The 15263-nt window shown below is 64.3% G+C and carries 14 protein-coding genes; 7 read left to right on the top strand and 7 right to left on the bottom strand.

Going from position 1 to position 15263, the window contains the following annotated elements; all coding sequences use genetic code 11:
* Nucleotides 1-60 precede the first annotated feature (60 nt).
* Nucleotides 61-1473: an IgA Peptidase M64 gene (locus AC56LY_RS16910; protein ID WP_499581388.1), complete on the top strand. Its 1413-nt coding sequence runs from the start codon at nucleotides 61-63 to the stop codon at nucleotides 1471-1473.
* A gap of 144 nt (nucleotides 1474-1617) precedes the next feature.
* Nucleotides 1618-2112 (top strand): hypothetical protein, encoded by a 495-nt coding sequence (locus AC56LY_RS16905; RefSeq protein WP_258835694.1) that lies wholly within the window; start codon nucleotides 1618-1620, stop codon nucleotides 2110-2112.
* 305 nt (nucleotides 2113-2417) lie between these two features.
* Here AC56LY_RS16905 and parC read toward each other — a convergent pair whose 3' ends face one another.
* Nucleotides 2418-4757 (bottom strand): DNA topoisomerase IV subunit A, encoded by a 2340-nt coding sequence (gene parC, locus AC56LY_RS16900; RefSeq protein ID WP_499581386.1) that lies wholly within the window; start codon nucleotides 4755-4757, stop codon nucleotides 2418-2420.
* 45 nt (nucleotides 4758-4802) lie between these two features.
* Nucleotides 4803-6797, bottom strand: coding sequence for a DNA topoisomerase IV subunit B (locus AC56LY_RS16895; RefSeq protein WP_258835692.1), 1995 nt, complete (start codon nucleotides 6795-6797; stop codon nucleotides 4803-4805).
* 173 nt (nucleotides 6798-6970) lie between these two features.
* Here AC56LY_RS16895 and AC56LY_RS16890 point away from each other — a divergent pair, with 173 nt between their 5' ends.
* The 3 genes from AC56LY_RS16890 (at nucleotide 6971) to AC56LY_RS16880 (ending at nucleotide 9313) form a co-directional block, all read left to right on the top strand.
* On the top strand, nucleotides 6971-7795 hold the full coding sequence (locus AC56LY_RS16890; protein WP_499581382.1) for a response regulator: 825 nt from the start codon (nucleotides 6971-6973) through the stop codon (nucleotides 7793-7795).
* 65 nt (nucleotides 7796-7860) lie between these two features.
* Complete coding sequence (locus AC56LY_RS16885; protein ID WP_499581378.1) at nucleotides 7861-8871, top strand: gamma-glutamyl-gamma-aminobutyrate hydrolase family protein; 1011 nt, start codon at nucleotides 7861-7863, stop codon at nucleotides 8869-8871.
* A 94-nt stretch (nucleotides 8872-8965) separates the two neighbouring features.
* Nucleotides 8966-9313 (top strand): hypothetical protein, encoded by a 348-nt coding sequence (locus AC56LY_RS16880; protein ID WP_499581376.1) that lies wholly within the window; start codon nucleotides 8966-8968, stop codon nucleotides 9311-9313.
* Here AC56LY_RS16880 and AC56LY_RS16875 read toward each other — a convergent pair.
* Complete coding sequence (locus tag AC56LY_RS16875) at nucleotides 9267-9998, bottom strand: ArsR/SmtB family transcription factor (RefSeq protein WP_499581374.1); 732 nt, start codon at nucleotides 9996-9998, stop codon at nucleotides 9267-9269. The two genes, AC56LY_RS16880 and AC56LY_RS16875, sit on opposite strands and share 47 nt — an antisense overlap.
* Before the next feature lie 72 nt (nucleotides 9999-10070).
* On the opposite strand from AC56LY_RS16875, the gene AC56LY_RS16870 reads away from it, so the two are divergent.
* Together AC56LY_RS16870 and AC56LY_RS16865 are read left to right on the top strand one after the other, a co-directional pair.
* Nucleotides 10071-10397, top strand: coding sequence for an NIPSNAP family protein (locus tag AC56LY_RS16870; RefSeq protein ID WP_499581372.1), 327 nt, complete (start codon nucleotides 10071-10073; stop codon nucleotides 10395-10397).
* Nucleotides 10394-10738: an antibiotic biosynthesis monooxygenase family protein gene (locus AC56LY_RS16865; protein ID WP_499581370.1), complete on the top strand. Its 345-nt coding sequence runs from the start codon at nucleotides 10394-10396 to the stop codon at nucleotides 10736-10738. The genes AC56LY_RS16870 and AC56LY_RS16865 overlap by 4 nt, the downstream gene beginning before the upstream one ends.
* Before the next feature lie 10 nt (nucleotides 10739-10748).
* Here the strand turns inward: AC56LY_RS16865 and AC56LY_RS16860 are convergent, their stop codons facing one another.
* The 4 genes from AC56LY_RS16860 to AC56LY_RS16845 all read right to left on the bottom strand — a co-directional run bounded on the left by AC56LY_RS16860 (nucleotide 10749) and on the right by AC56LY_RS16845 (nucleotide 15186).
* Nucleotides 10749-11876, bottom strand: a complete 1128-nt coding sequence (locus tag AC56LY_RS16860; RefSeq protein WP_499581368.1) for a YbdK family carboxylate-amine ligase — start codon at nucleotides 11874-11876, stop codon at nucleotides 10749-10751.
* On the bottom strand, nucleotides 11866-13056 hold the full coding sequence (locus AC56LY_RS16855; protein ID WP_499581366.1) for a cation:proton antiporter: 1191 nt from the start codon (nucleotides 13054-13056) through the stop codon (nucleotides 11866-11868). Before AC56LY_RS16855 ends, AC56LY_RS16860 begins: the two co-directional genes overlap by 11 nt.
* A 71-nt stretch (nucleotides 13057-13127) precedes the next feature.
* On the bottom strand, nucleotides 13128-14303 hold the full coding sequence (locus tag AC56LY_RS16850; RefSeq protein ID WP_499581364.1) for a vWA domain-containing protein: 1176 nt from the start codon (nucleotides 14301-14303) through the stop codon (nucleotides 13128-13130).
* A 25-nt stretch (nucleotides 14304-14328) separates the two neighbouring features.
* A complete protein-coding gene (locus AC56LY_RS16845; protein WP_499503785.1) occupies nucleotides 14329-15186 on the bottom strand; it encodes an AAA family ATPase in 858 nt (285 codons plus the stop codon).
* Nucleotides 15187-15263 lie beyond the last annotated feature (77 nt).

Here is a 15263-nt window from a genome sequence, read left to right as displayed (position 1 = left end):
GGCGTCGCTGCAGGTCGCGGCGGGCTTAGAATAGCGCGATCTACTTGTCGGGGATTCGCGATGCGCCTGTTTCACTCCTTTGCTGCGCTGCTGCTTGGCGCGTTCGCTTCACTTGCCCACGCCGCGCAGCCGGCCACGGTCCGCCTGGACTACGCGCACAGCGGCAATGCGCTGGCGGACAGCTACGCGATCGAACGTGTCGTCATCGAGCCGCTGCCCTGGCCCGGCAGCGCAGCGCGCAACCTGGACGACACCAACCGCGGCCAGAACCGGGTCGAAGTGGTCGATCCGAAAACGGGCGACGTGCTGTACTCGCGCGGTTTCTCCACCGTGTTTGGCGAGTGGCGCACGACCGAGGAAGCAGGGCGCATCAGCCGCAGTTTCAGCGAGTCGGTGCGCTTTCCCCAGTTCGCGCAGCCGGTGCGCGTGCGCATCCTGAAGCGCGACGAGCGCAATCAGTTCTCGGTCGCCTGGAGCATCGACGTCGATCCGAACGCGCCGGACGTGGTCAAGCGCCAGCCCCCGCCAGCGGCAAAGCCGATTCCGATCCGAGTGAGCGGTCCGTCGCCCGACAAGGTCGACCTGCTGATCCTGGGCGATGGCTACACGCAGGCAGAGATGACGAAGTTCGAACAGGATGCGCGGCGCCTGTCGGCGCATCTGTTTTCGGTCTCGCCATTCAAGGAGCGCGCGAAGGACTTCAATGTCTGGGCGATGGCCGTGCCGACCGGGCAATCGGGCATCAGCCGGCCATCGACCGGCGTACACCATCCATCGGCGCTGGGCACGCGCTACGACATTTTTGGGAGCGAGCGCTATGTGCTCACACTCGACAACCGCGCGCTGCGCGACATCGCCCAGCATGCGCCGTACGAATTCATCGAGATCCTGGTCAACAATGAGACCTACGGCGGCGGCGGGATCTTTGGCCAGTTCAGCACGGCGGCAGCCGGCAATGACTGGGCCGACTACCTGTTCGTGCACGAATTCGGGCACCACTTCGCGGGCCTGGCCGACGAGTACTACACATCGCCGGTGGCCTACGCCGCAGCGAGCGGACGGATGGAACCGTGGGAACCGAACGTCACCGCGCTGCGTGACCCGGCCAAGATCAAATGGCAGCGTCATGTGACGGCCGGTACGCCGTTGCCCACGCCATGGCCGAAGGCCGAGTACGAAGCCACGTCGCGCGCCTACCAGAAAAAGCGCGCCGCGCTGCGCGAGGCCAACCGGCCGGAGTCGGAGATGAGCGACTTGTTTCGTGAAGACCTCAAACAGACCAACGCGCTGTTCGACCGGCAGCCGCACCGCCACGCGGTCGGCGCGTTTGAAGGCGCAAATTACGAGGCCAGCGGTTACTACCGGCCCGCGATGCAGTGCCTCATGTTCGACCGCAGCGATGCGTTCTGCCCGGTGTGCCGCGATGGGGTCACGGACATCATTGATTTGTACGCGGGCTCTGTTCGTCAGTAATCTTTGCTTACAACTCTGACAATTTCTGCGTGTGGTGGCTAACAGACCAGACTGTCTTGACGCCGTATTCTGGAATCACTGAACAACAACAACGACTGCACGGGCAACCCGCTCTGTACAGCGACCACCAAAAGGAAACTTATCATGAACAAACTGATCGCAACCCTTATCGCCGGCCTGATGGTTACCGCTGCTCACGCCCAGACCACCGCACCAACCACCACCGCTGCGGACAACCGCATCGTGAAGGCTGAAGCCAGCGCCGAGAAAGACGTCATCAAGGCAGAACAAAAAGAAATCAAGGCCGCAGTCAAGGCTGACCAGAAGCTGAACAAGACCGTGGCCAAGGCCACCGAAACCAAGGGCGATGCACACGCCAAGCTGGTCAAGACCCACACCGACGCTGCTGCCAACGTCGCCAAGGCCGATCCTGAAGACCGCGCCAAAGCAATGGCCAAGGCCGAAGGCAAAGTCGCTGATGCGAACCTGAAGGCCGAGAAGAAAATGATCAAGGCTGACGAGAAAGTGCTGAAAGCACAGGTCGACGCTGCTGCCGACAAGGCAACCGCTGCTGCCAAGACCGAACAGGTCCGCGCTGAAGCCCAGGCTGACGTGCACAAGGCTGCTGCCAAGCACTAAGCAAGTAGCTCCAATGAAAAATGCCGGCTCAGCCGGCATTTTTTTCGTCCAGATATCACGGGCCAAAAGCGAGGGTCAGGTCTGACATTCGGACACGATCTCGACAGTCGGTTAGTCAAAACTGGCTGGCACCGCGCCATGCTAATACTGGGCAAAACGCCATTGAGAATGGCTTAGCTGAGGTCGTGTCCGAATGTCAGACCTGACCCCGGCTTTGAAAACTAAGCAGTCGCTCCAATGAAAAATGCCGGAAGGCCGGCATTTTTTGCGTTCAACGAGCGGCGTTATGCCGCTCTTTGGTCGCGTCAGGTTTTCGCGGCATCGGCGTCAAGTGCCCGCATCCCCAGATCATGCGCCTTCATGCGCGCCGACAAAGCCTTGCCCTTGCGCGAGCGCTTGCCGAAGTGCGGCTCCAGGCCCGACGCGAACAGTTCTACCGTGCGCGCCTTGTCGCCGGCCCAGGTGCCGATCACGTTCAGGCCTTTCTGGTTGATCGGCTGCGCTGCCAGCATGGTTTCTTTCGGCTCGAGTTCCATCAGCATTACGCCACGGCCGCCATTGGTCAGCACCTTCATCTCGTCAATGCCGAACACCAGCACGCGGCCTTTTTCGGACAGGCATGCGATCGCACCGCAGCTGTCGGTCACGATCCGTGGCGGCAGTGGCGTCGCGCCGTCGTTCAGCGTGATGAACGACTTGCCGCCTTTCAAACGGCTGACCATGTCGCCCGCCTTGGTGATGAAGCCAAAGGCGTCCGACGTCGACAGCAGCAGGCGCGTCTCGGGATTGCCAGCGAAATAATGCAGGATGCGGATGCCGCCCGACAGGTCGACCAGCGTCGTGATCGGCACGCCGTCGCCGCGCGAACCAGGCAGCGCCGCCACCGGCACCGAGTACACCTTGCCGTTGTCGCCAATACCCAGCAGATGGTCGACCGTGCGGCATTCGAATGCCTTGTACAGCGAGTCGCCGGCCTTGAACGCGAACTGCGCCGGATCGTGGCCGATCCCGGTGCGCGCACGCACCCAGCCTTTTTCAGACACGATCACGGTCACCGGTTCGTCGACGACCTTCTGCTCGGCCACTGCGCGCTGCGCTTCTTCGATCACGGTGCGGCGCTCGTCGCCGAACTGCTTGGCGTCGGCTTCGATTTCGCGGATGATCAGGCGCTTCATCGACGACGGGTTCTCGAGGATGTCCTGCAGTTTTTCCTTCTCGCTGCGCAGGTCGGCCAGCTCTTGCTGGATCTTGATCGCTTCCAGGCGCGCCAGCTGGCGCAGGCGGATCTCAAGGATGTCTTCGGCCTGGCGTTCGCTCAGGCGAAATTCCTCGATCAGCGCGGCCTTCGGTTCATCCGAGTTGCGGATGATGGCGATGACCTTGTCGATGTTCAGCAGGACGGTCTCGCGGCCTTCCAGGATGTGGATGCGGTCGTTGACCTTGGCCAGCTTGAAGTCGGTGCGGCGGCGGATGGTCGTGAAGCGATAATCGATCCACTCCTGGATGATCGTGCCCAGGCCTTTTTGACGCGGACGGCCGTCGCCGCCGATCATCACCATATTGATCGGGCTGGACGACTCGAGCGACGTGTGCGCGAGCAGCATCAGCATGAATTCGTTCTGGTCCTGGTTCTTCGACTTCGGCTCGAACACCAGGCGCACCGCGGCTTCGCGGCCCGATTCGTCGCGCACCGTGTCGAGCGCGCCCAGCACGGTGTTCTTCAGCGCGAGCTGCTCGGGCAGCAGCGCTTTCTTGCCGGCCTTGACCTTCGGGTTGGTCAGTTCTTCGATTTCTTCGAGCACGCGCTGCGACGAGCAGCCCGGCGGGAGTTCGTAGACGATCGCCTGCCACTGGCCGCGCGCCAGTTCTTCGATCTTCCAGCGTGCGCGCACCTTCATCGAACCACGGCCCACCGCGTACATGTCGGCGATGCTGGACGCTGGCGTGATGATCTGGCCGCCGCCCGGGAAGTCGGGGCCGGGCACGATGGTCATCAGCTCGGCGTGCGACATCTTCGGATTGCGGATCATGGCGACAGCGGCGGCAGCCACTTCGCGCAGATTGTGCGACGGGATCTCGGTGGCCAGGCCGACCGCAATGCCCGAGGCGCCGTTGAGCAGCACCATCGGCAGGCGTGCCGGCAGCGTGCGCGGCTCGGTCGTCGAGCCGTCGTAGTTCGGCTGCGAGTCGACCGTGCCCATGTCGATTTCATCCATCAGGATGCGGGCAATCGGCGTCAGGCGCGCTTCGGTATAGCGCATCGCGGCGGCGCCGTCGCCGTCGCGCGAGCCAAAGTTGCCCTGGCCGTCGATCAGCGGGTAGCGCAGCGAGAAGTCCTGCGCCATGCGCACCAGCGCGTCGTACACCGACTGGTCGCCGTGCGGGTGCAGTTTGCCAAGCACGTCGCCGACCACGGCCGCCGACTTGCGCGGCTTGGCGGTCGGGCCCAGGCCCAGTTCATTCATCGCGTACAGGATGCGGCGCTGGACCGGCTTCTGGCCGTCCGACACGTCCGGCAGCGCGCGACCCTTGACCACCGAAACGGCGTAATCGAGGTAGGCGCGCTCGGCGAAGGTGGAGAGGGTGAGCGTCTCGACGTCGGACGGCTCGTGTTGCTGTTCAAAGAGACTTGGTTGGTTCGTCATGGTGTCTGTTCTGTTGCGCGCGGGGCGGATGGCCGGTGCGGCGTATTAGATATCGGCCTCGGTCTCGTTTCCGTGTTCTTCGATCCAGGCGCGGCGCGCGGCGGCTTCGCCTTTGCCCATCAGCATATTGAAGCGTGCCGATGATTCGGCGTGGTCGTAGTCGCCCAAAAACACGGGCAGCAGGCGGCGCGTGTCCGGGTTCATCGTCGTTTCCCACAGCTGCTCGGCGTTCATCTCGCCCAGGCCCTTGAAGCGCGAGATGCTCCACACGCCTTCCTTCAGGCCTTCTTTTTTCAGCTTGTCTTCGATCGCCAGCAGCTCGCCCGAGTCGAGCGCATACAGCTTCTGGATCGGCTTCTTGCCGCGCGCCGGCACGTCGACGCGGAACAGCGGCGGGCGCGCGATGCAGATGTTCCCGTTCGCAAACAGTGCCGGGAAATGTTTAAAGAACAAAGTGAGCAGCAGCACCTGGATGTGCGAGCCGTCGACGTCGGCGTCGGACAGGATGCAGATCTTGCCGTAGCGCAGACCGGTGAGGTCGGGCGAGTCGCCGGCGCTGTGCGGATCGACGCCGATCGCCACCGAGATATCGTGGATTTCATTGTTGGCAAACAGGCGGTCGCGGTCGGTTTCCCACGAGTTGAGCACCTTGCCGCGCAGCGGCAGGATGGCCTGGAATTCCTTGTCGCGGCCCATCTTGGCCGAGCCGCCGGCCGAGTCACCCTCGACCAGGAACAGCTCGTTGCGCGTGATGTCGTTCGATTCGCAATCGGTCAGTTTGCCCGGTAACACGGCCACGCCCGACGATTTTTTCTTTTCGACTTTCTGCAGCGAGCGCAGACGCGACTGCGCCTGGCGGATCACGAGTTCAGCGAGCTTCTTGCCGTATTCGACGTGCTGGTTCAGCCACAGTTCGAGCGGCGGCCTGGTGAAGGTCGAGACCAGCTTGAGCGCGTCGCGCGAATTCAGGCGTTCTTTCGTCTGGCCCTGGAACTGCGGGTCCAGCACCTTGGCCGACAGCACGAACGAGACGCGCGCGAATACGTCCTCGGGCAGCAGCTTGACGCCTTTCGGCAGCAGGCCATGCAGCTCGACGAAGTTCTTGACGGCGCCATACAGGCCGTCGCGCAGGCCCGCTTCGTGGGTGCCGCCGCTGACGGTGGGGATCAGGTTGACGTAGGATTCACGCACCACGCCGCCTTCTTCGGTCCAGGCCACGACCCAGGCCGCACCTTCGCCTTCGGCAAAACTGTCGTCGCCGGCGGCGGCGTACTGCGCGCCTTCGAACAGCGGGATCAGGGTTTCGCCGGTGGAGCTTTGCGCCAGCGCTTCGGTCAGGTAGCCGCGCAGGCCCTCGTCGTAGCGCCAGGTCTGGACTTCGCCCTTGGCGTTCGTGAGCGTGACCGTCACGCCCGGCAGCAGCACGGCTTTCGAGCGCAGCAGGCGCTGCAGGTCGTTCATCGGGATGGTCGGCGAATCGAAGTACTTGCCATCAGGCCAGGCCGTGACGCGCGTACCGTTCTTCTTGCCGCCGCGCTCGAATGGTGCGGAGGTGAGCGGCTCGATCACGTCGCCGGCGGCGAACACCAGCTTGTGCTGGCCGTTGCCCTGATCGTCCTTGCGCCAGACTTCGATCTCGAGACGCTTGGACAGCGCATTGGTGACCGAGACGCCGACGCCGTGCAGGCCGCCCGAGAACGCATACGCGCCGCCTGAGCCCTTGTCGAACTTGCCGCCGGCGTGCAGGCGTGTGAACACGATCTCGACCGTGGACACGCCTTCTTCGGGGTGGATGCCGACCGGGATGCCGCGGCCGTCGTCTTCGACCGTGATCGAGCCGTCCGGGTTCATCGTGACGCTAATGTTCTTGCAATAGCCACCCAGCGCCTCGTCGGAGGCATTGTCGATCACTTCCTGGATGATGTGGAGCGGATTTTCCGTGCGGGTGTACATGCCCGGACGCTGTTTCACAGGTTCGAGTCCCTTGAGGACGCGGATGGATGATTCGCTGTAGTCTGGAGCGGGTTTCTTGGAGGCCATCTTGAAGAGTATTTGTAGAATGCGTTGGCATTCTATCTTGTCGAGCGGAAAAGGAAATGCTTTTTAACTGTATAAATATACAGTATTTTGCGCTTATGTCGTGCTTTTCGCCTTGCACCTTTGTGCTAGATTACGCTGTAAATACATAATCGATGCAAGAAGGGTGGGGCCCGATGCAGCGATCCCATTGTCTGTTCACCGTGCGTCCGATCGGCTTTGATCCGGTTGAAACCGCCCGGCTGGCGGCGCTGCTCGAAGACGCGCCGGGCGCCGGGCCGTCGTATTCTTGCCTGCATGCCGATAGTTTGCAAGAGCCGGATCTGCTGGTTGCCAACGGTGACAGCCCGTTTGCGCTGGCGCAACTGGCGTGCCGGCCACCCGATGCGCTGCAACCGGCACTGGTCATCGGCGGCACTGGCAACACCCGTTGGCCAACCGTCACCCGCCCGCTTGACCAACGGGCGCTGCATGGGCAACTGGCCGAACTGCTCGACACGCGCGTGCATGCGCTGGCCCAGCACGGCGCCCGTGCGCGCCGCGTGCTGGCCGAACGCCGCCGCCGTCCGCGTCTGGGGCCGGATCTTGAAACGCCCGCATTCTACACGCGACTGCGCCACGGGCCCGTCGATGGCCCGGTATTGATCGTCGATCAGGCGTGCAACCTGCGCAACCGGGTGGCGCAGGTGCTCGGGCCGCGCCGGATCGGCGTCGAATGGACCGACAGCCAGGCCGCCGCCGTGCGCCTGTGCGACGAAACGCCGGTGGCGCTGGTGCTGATCAACACGGCGGCCCCGGGCATCGAACCGTATGCACTGTGCTCGTCGATCAAGGCGCAGGCCGGCGCCGGGCGCACGCCCGTGGTGTTCATGGTCACGCCATCGTTTCATTACGATAGCGCCCGCGCCCGGCTGGCCGGCGCCCGCGGCCTGCTCGAGACGCCTGTGGCGGGGCGCCACCTGATGCTGACCTTCCAGAAGCTGCTCGACGTGCCGGTCTGAGCATATGGCGACCTTTTGTAACAACTTTGAATCGTGCGCAGCATTGCCGAAGTTATATTAATGACATGACTGAAGACGAACCCATCAAGCGCAAGCCAGACGACCCCTCGCCAGAGGCGGATATCGATGAACGTCGCGAGACACGCGTGCGCGTGCCCGACCGGCGCGCCAGCGGCGGCCAGCACGCGCGCGGACCGGCGCGCTACCTGCGCGATGGCGACAACCCGGTGGCCCTGGCCGGCCGGGTCATCACGTCGCGCTTTCGCTCGCTGCGTGAACGCTTCAGTCGCGACATCATGCAGCGCACGCTGCACATCGGCGTCTCGGCCCGCATCTTCCATCCCGAAGCGGGCGCCAAGGGTCTGCTGAGCAAGAACCTGCAGTATCTCGAGGAATCCATCGCCCAGTGGGTGATGTCGCGCGACGTGCTGGTGTTCATGATCCCGACGGTCAATACCAACGGCTTGCTCCACCCCAGCAACATCACGCTGCGCCACTATGCGCGTCATCTGGATGGCCTGGTGCTGCAGGGCGGGGCCGACGTCGCGCCGCAAACCTATTCCGAAACCCCCACACGTCCCGAATGGAGCGGCGACCGTGCGCGCGACGTGTACGAGCTCGAACTGCTGCACGAATTCGTCGATGCCGGCAAGCCGGTGCTGGGCGTGTGCCGTGGCTGCCAGCTGATCAATGTCGCCTTTGGCGGCACGCTGCACCAGGACGTCGCCACCGACCGCCCCGACGCGCTGCCGCACGTGCACGACCTGTACGACGCCCATCGCCACGCGATCGTGTTTCCCAAGGGCTCGTCCCTGGGGCGCATGTTCCCCAATATCCAGCAGGCGATGGTGAACTCGATTCACCACCAGGCCGTCAAGGATCTGGGGCGCGATGTTCGTATCGAAGCCATGTCCGAACCGGACGGCATCATCGAGGCGATCCGCTACCAGCGCGCCAACTTCGTCATGGGCTTGCAGTGGCACCCCGAGTTCCACCGCGCGGGTGGTGTGGATCTGCTCGACTGCACACCGGTGCTCGATGAATTTTTGCGTGCGGCGCGCGAGACGCGGCTCTAGTACAAAATCGCTTGCTTTCGCCGTGTGAGACGGGAATAATGAATGAGAATCATTCTCATCTCATTGTCTTATTCTGGTCCATGGAGCGTTTCGCATGACGATTTCCCCTACACCTACCACGCCATCCACAGCAGCCGAGCCGCGCAACCAGGACACGCTCCTGGTTGCCTCGCTCCTGCACCTGATGTCGCATTACAGCGCGAAAGGCGACGGCGAGCCGCCGTGCGTCAAGCTGGCGTCCGTCATCGAGCGCCACCTGTGCGCGCTGGCGCGCCTGCCGACGATCGACCCGGTGCTGCGCGCTACCTGCGAGCAGTTGGCCGACCAATGGGCGAACGTGGTCGACGCCAGGCTGCCGGCACCAGGGCCTGCCAAACAGCCGCTGCTGGCGCGCTTCATGAAGACGGGCTGGGTCGGCAAGGGCGTGCCGGTGGCGGGCTGACCTGATCGAGCCAGCCACGCAGGGCGGCCTCGCCCTGCGCATCGAAGGCCATGACGCGTGAACCCGCCACGCGGCGCGCCCAGCCGAGTTGTTCGAACCGGTCAAGCAGGGCGCCGCCCAGTGCACCGGCCAGATGGTGACGCCGCTCGCTCCAGTCCAGGCAGGTGCGGCACACGGGGCGCCGCGAGCGGGCCAGCGCAGGGATGTCGATGCCCAGCTGGCCGATCAGTGACGCGCCTGCGGTCGTGAGCACCATGCCGTCGGCGCCGAAGCCGAACGCGCCTTGCGCAGCCAGCCGGTCATGCAACACCACGCCAAGCTCGCCGGCCAGGTGGTCATAGCAGACGCGCGCCTTGCGCAGGGCCGGCGCGGACGGGCCCAGCTTCAGGTGCAGCGGCAGCGTGCCGGCGCCGAAGGCCATGCCCATCAGCGTTTCGAGCAGCGCCGCCACGTCCGCATCGGCGATGCTGAAATACCGGTGTCGCCCCTGCGCCTGCACGGCCAGCAGCCCGGCATCGACCAGCCTGGCCAGATGGGTGCTGATCGTCTGGCGCGTGACGCCTGCAGCATCGGCCAGCTCGGTGGCGGTGAGCGCCCGGCCGGCCATCAGCAAGGTCAGGGCCTGCGCGCGCGCCTGGTCGCCGATCAGTGCGGCGATGGTAGTGATATTGGGACCGTCTCTCATGCTTCGATCTTAACCGAAGCATCCGGCCAGGGCGGCGGGCTAAAGTCACCACTCCAGAACCGAGGAGTCACCATGATCATCACCTGTTTCATCCGCTATCGCATCGATCCGTTTCAGCGCGAGCAGTTTCGTGAGTATGCCGCCAACTGGGGCCGCATCATTCCCCGACTCGGTGGCGCATTGATCGGCTACTTCCTGCCTCATGAGGGGACCAACGACGAGGCCTGGGGGCTGGTGGGCTTTGCCAGTCTGGCCGACTACGAAGCGTACCGCACGCGCTTGAAGACGGATGACGAGGCGCGCGCCAATTTCGCGCTGGCGCGCGAGGGGCGTTTCATCGTGCGTGAAACGCGTACGTTCACTGAAGCGGTGGAGAGCACGCTCGGGAGTCGTGCATGATCGCGGTCATCTTCGAAGTCGAGCCCGACCCGCTGCGTCAGCGCGAATACCTCGCCACGGCGCAGGCGCTGCGCGCCGCGCTCGAGGCAATCGATGGCTTCCTGTCGGTGGAACGCTTCGAATCGCTCACGCAGCCCGGCCGCCTGCTGTCGTTGTCATTCTGGCGCGATGAAGCTGCCGTGCAGCGCTGGCGCACGCTGGAAGCGCACCAGGCGGCGCAGGCTGCGGGCCGTGACGGGGTGTTTCGCGACTACCGCTTGCGCGTGGCGCACGTGGTGCGCGATTACGGGATGCAGCAGCGAGACGAGGCGCCATCAGACAGCCGGGAAGTGCACGGCTGACTGGCAAAGCTCACACCACGCGGTCACCCCGGAAGTGCCCGATCGCCGCATTGACCATCCCTTCGACCGAGCCTTCGCGCTCGGCGTGGCGACGCAGGATTGCTGCATCGCTACCGCCGCGCGCGGCCGCCGCCAGGTGCTGCAGCGCCTCGACGCTGTCCAGCGCTTCGGCGTGTGGCAGCATCCGTTCGAGCGTGGCCAGGATATCGTCGCGGATCACGATGCTGTCGTAGGTTTTCGGGTGCGTGATGCTGCCATCCAGACCAAAGCGGCAAGCCTGGAAGCGGTTGTAGTTGTAGACGAGGTAGTCATCTTCAGCAGGCGCCTCGTCCTTGCGCTCGAGCAGATGGCGGCACAGCGCCTGCAGGTAGGCGGCGAGCGCCGCGGCCCGCTCCACGGTCAGCGGCGTGTCGCACACGCGCAGTTCGATCGTGCCGAATTCGGGCTTGGGTCGCAGGTCCCAGTAAAAATCCTTCATGCTCTTGATGATGTTCGTCCGTTCCATCTTGGCGAAGTACACGTCGGTGAACTCCTGCCAGCTGAGCGTGAAGGGCGCACGCCCGCTCATCGGAAACGCGAACACGGAATTTAAGCGTGCCGATTCGAACAGGCTGTCGTGGCCCTGCACGAACGGCGACGACGCCGACAGCGCGATGAAGTGCGGCAGGTAGCGGTTTAGCGCGTGCAGCAGGTACATCGCATCGTCGCCATTGGCGCAGCCGATGTGCACGTGCTGCCCGAAGACCGTGAACTGCTTGGCCAGGTAGCCGTACAGCTGCGACAGGTATTCGTAGCGCGGCTTGGCCGAAATGCGCTGGTCGGACCAGTGCTGAAACGGGTGCGTGCCACCGCCGGCGATGCCGATATTGAGCGTGTCGCTTGCCGCGACGAGCGTGTCGCGGATCTCGGTCAGTTCGGCCAGCAAGGGGCCATATGCCGTGTGCACGCTCGAATTAATCTCGATCATGCTCTCGGTGATCTCGGGCGTGACGTTGCCCGGGAACGGCTTGCGCTCCAGCAGATGCATCAGGTCGGGGCTGGCGGCCGTCAGGTTGAAGTCCGACAGGTTGACCAGTTGCAGTTCGAGCTCGACCCCGAAGGTGAGCGGCGTGGACGAAGTAAAAGCGTCAAGCGGCATGATGGGACTCCGGTGCTTCGTGCGCCCAGATCAGGGCGCGCTGGATGATGATCGGGCCAACCACTTCGAGCAGCATCGCCACCGCGGCCATCGCGTGCAGGTCGTCGACCACTTTCAGGCCGGCATAGCGCGCATGTTCGAGCATCAGGATCACGAACACGGCCAGCGGCGCCAGGCCCAGGCCCGTAAGCGCGCCCTTGCGCCAGGTGACGCCCGACAGGTGCGAGAACGCAGCCACGCCGGCGGTCTTGGCCAGCAGCCGCACCAGCACGACGACCACCGCCATCACGCCGCCGGCCGCCACCAGGCGCCAGTCGAGGGTCGAGGCGGCGTACACGAACAGCAGCACGGTGAGCACTTCGCCCAGCGCGCCGAAATTGCGCTGGGTCTGGGTAAAGGTCACGCGGCGCGAGCGCACGGTCAGGCCGAAGGCCAGCGCCGCCACGACCGGCGACAGGCCGCCGACATCGCACATCGACACGAGCAGGATCACGGCCAGGGCGAATGCGACGGTCGTATCCTGCTGCGCATTGCCGATCGCGCGCAGCAGCGCCGGCACCAGCACGCCGAACACGGCGCCGGCCACGATCGACGCAGCGAGCATGACCAGGCTTTGCCACAGTGCCTCGCTGACGGCGTCCCGCGTGTGGAACAGCCAGACGCCGATGATGGCGTTGAACGCGAACACGGCCAGCACGCAGTTCTGCGCGGACAGGTGCAGCACGCGCTCGGTCATCTGGCCCGAGCTTTTCTGTTCGTTGATGACCCGCACGACGGTGGCGGGCGAGGTGGCCATCGACAGTGCCGCCATCAGCAGCGCTGTGATCTGGGCCGCGCCGAACGCGATGGCGACGAGGTAGACGAGCACGAACGTCAGGCTGGACTCGACCAGGCCGGCCACGCCGATCCACGGATTGTTGACGAGCCAGCGCAGGTTGATGCGGTTACCCAGTTCGAACAGGACCAGGCCGAAGGCGATATTGGCCAGCAGCGCGACCGGGCCCAGATCGGCTGCGGGCAGCACGCCGATCTGCGAGCTGCCCAGCGCGAAGCCGACCAGGCCGTAGAAGCTGATGCGGGGCAGGCCGGTCCAGCGCTGGCCAAATTCACCGGCCAGCCACGCCAGCGCAATCGCCAGGGGCCAGGCAAGGCTTGTCAATACGGACAACAGGTCAGGCATGCGGTCTCCTTCTTCTTATCGTTGCGCGATTCTAGTGCGCCCGGCAGTCCGCGTCCGTGTCCGTGCTAACACTACTTGCTTAACAAGCGCATGGCCCGTTCGAGGCCCTCCAGCGTGATCGGGAACATCCGGTTGCTCATCACCTGGCGAATCAGCGCGATCGATTGGCGGTACTGCCACAGGTGCTCGGGCTCGGGATTGAGCCAGGCGCACTTCGGAAACGCCGTCATGAAGCGCGCCAGCCAGACCGCGCCGGCTTCGTCGTTGTTGTATTCGACCGAACCACCCGGCGCCATGACTTCGTAGGGACTCATGGTTGCGTCACCGACGAACAGCACGCGCGTATCGGCCGGATATTTACGCAGCACGTCCCAGGTGGCAAAGCGTTCGCTGTGGCGGCGTGCGTTATTCTTCCACAGGTAGTCGTAGACGCAGTTGTGAAAGTAGTAGAACTCCATGTTCTTGAATTCGCTGCTGGCGGCCGAGAACAGTTTTTCGGTGCGTTCGATATGGTCGTCCATCGAGCCGCCGACGTCGAACAGCATCACGACCTTGATCCGGTTCTTGCGTTCGGGCCGCATGCGGATGTCGAGCCAGCCGGCGTTGCTGGCGGTGGCGCGGATCGTGTCGTCCAGCGCCAGTTCGTCTGCTGCGCCCTGGCGCGCGAAGCGGCGCAGGCGGCGCAGCGCCACCTTCAGGTTGCGCGTGCCCAGTTCGCGCTCGCCGTCGTAGTCGCGGTAGGTGCGCTGGTCCCACACTTTCACAGCGGTGCGCTTGCCTTCCTGGCTCTCCCCGCCGATGCGGACCCCTTCGGGGTTGGTGCCGCCATGCCCGAACGGCGACGTGCCGCCGGTGCCGATCCACTTGCTGCCGCCCGCGTGGCGTTCCTTCTGCTCTTTCAGCAGTTCCTGCAGGCGCTGTTGCAGCTTGTCGTAGCCGAATTTTTCGAGCTGCGCTTTCTGCTCCGGCGTGAGTTCGCGCTCGAAGCGCTTGATCAGCCAGTCGAGTGGAATCTCGGCCTTCGCGTCGAACACCGCATCGATGCCGCGGAACCAGGCGCCGAAGACGCGATCGAACTTGTCGAAGTGGGCTTCGTCCTTCACCAGCGTCAGGCGCGCGAGGTAGTAGAAGTCGTCCAGCGACGGGTCGATCACGCCGCGCTGCAGCGCGTCGAGCAGCGTCAAAAATTCGCGGATCGAGACCGGGATGCGGGCCTCGCGCAGGGCGCGGAAAAAATCGATCAGCATCGCATTGCGGGGGCTGGCGCCGCCATCACCGGTTGTTCCGCGCCATGAACATCAGGCGCTCGAACAGGCCGACGTCCTGCTCGTTCTTGAGCAGGGCGCCGTGCAGCGGCGGGATGCCCACCTTGCCTTCGGCGCTCGCGCGCAGGGCCTCGGCCGGCACGTCCTCGGCCAGCAGCAGCTTGAGCCAGTCGAGAAATTCCGACGTCGACGGCTTCTTCTTGATGCCGGGGACGTCGCGCATGGCATAGAAGCTTTGCAGCGCCGCAGCCAGCAGGTCCTGGCGCAGGTTCGGGAAGTGCACGCCGACGATGTCGGCCATCGTCTCGCGGTCCGGGAACTGGATGTAGTGGAAGAAACAGCGGCGCAGGAAGGCGTCCGGCAGTTCCTTCTCGTTGTTGGACGTGATGATCACGAGCGGGCGGTGGGTGGCCACCACCATCTCGCGCGTTTCATACACGTAGAACTCCATGCGATCGAGTTCGCGCAGCAGGTCGTTCGGAAATTCGATGTCGGCCTTGTCGACTTCGTCGATCAGGAGCACGACGGGTTCGGGCGCCGTGAAGGCTTGCCACAGCACGCCCTTGACGATGTAGTTCTGGATGTCGCGCACGCGCTCGTCGCCCAGTTGCGAGTCGCGCAGGCGAGAGACAGCGTCGTATTCGTACAGGCCCTGCTGGGCCTTGGTGGTCGATTTGACGTGCCACTGCAGCAGCGGCATGTCCAGGCTGGCCGCGACTTCTTCGGCCAGCATGGTCTTGCCGGTGCCCGGCTCGCCCTTGATCAGGAGCGGGCGGCCCAGCGTCAGGGCCGCGTTGACGGCCAGTTTCAGGTCGGCGGTGGCGACGTATTTGTCGCTGCCTTCGAAGCGGGGAGCAGCATGCATGGCGGGTGCTTTGTCGAGTCGGTCGGTGGCAGGAAGTATACGCCATAACCCTGGGCGCGCCGCTGCCGTCCGGTTTG

It is taken from the genome of Telluria sp. ZT3P25 (assembly GCF_059685895.1).
Note: the sequence above shows the minus strand (reverse complement) of the source record. Positions and strands in the feature narration are given on the sequence as shown.

Coding starts and splice junctions, on each gene's coding strand:
- AC56LY_RS16910 (WP_499581388.1), top strand. CDS start 61: ATGCGCCTGTTTCACTCCTTTGCTGCGCTGCTGCTTGGCGCGTTCGCT.
- AC56LY_RS16905 (WP_258835694.1), top strand. CDS start 1,618: ATGAACAAACTGATCGCAACCCTTATCGCCGGCCTGATGGTTACCGCT.
- parC (WP_499581386.1), bottom strand. CDS start 4,757: ATGACGAACCAACCAAGTCTCTTTGAACAGCAACACGAGCCGTCCGAC.
- AC56LY_RS16895 (WP_258835692.1), bottom strand. CDS start 6,797: ATGGCCTCCAAGAAACCCGCTCCAGACTACAGCGAATCATCCATCCGC.
- AC56LY_RS16890 (WP_499581382.1), top strand. CDS start 6,971: ATGCAGCGATCCCATTGTCTGTTCACCGTGCGTCCGATCGGCTTTGAT.
- AC56LY_RS16885 (WP_499581378.1), top strand. CDS start 7,861: ATGACTGAAGACGAACCCATCAAGCGCAAGCCAGACGACCCCTCGCCA.
- AC56LY_RS16880 (WP_499581376.1), top strand. CDS start 8,966: ATGACGATTTCCCCTACACCTACCACGCCATCCACAGCAGCCGAGCCG.
- AC56LY_RS16875 (WP_499581374.1), bottom strand. CDS start 9,998: ATGAGAGACGGTCCCAATATCACTACCATCGCCGCACTGATCGGCGAC.
- AC56LY_RS16870 (WP_499581372.1), top strand. CDS start 10,071: ATGATCATCACCTGTTTCATCCGCTATCGCATCGATCCGTTTCAGCGC.
- AC56LY_RS16865 (WP_499581370.1), top strand. CDS start 10,394: ATGATCGCGGTCATCTTCGAAGTCGAGCCCGACCCGCTGCGTCAGCGC.
- AC56LY_RS16860 (WP_499581368.1), bottom strand. CDS start 11,876: ATGCCGCTTGACGCTTTTACTTCGTCCACGCCGCTCACCTTCGGGGTC.
- AC56LY_RS16855 (WP_499581366.1), bottom strand. CDS start 13,056: ATGCCTGACCTGTTGTCCGTATTGACAAGCCTTGCCTGGCCCCTGGCG.
- AC56LY_RS16850 (WP_499581364.1), bottom strand. CDS start 14,303: ATGCTGATCGATTTTTTCCGCGCCCTGCGCGAGGCCCGCATCCCGGTC.
- AC56LY_RS16845 (WP_499503785.1), bottom strand. CDS start 15,186: ATGCATGCTGCTCCCCGCTTCGAAGGCAGCGACAAATACGTCGCCACC.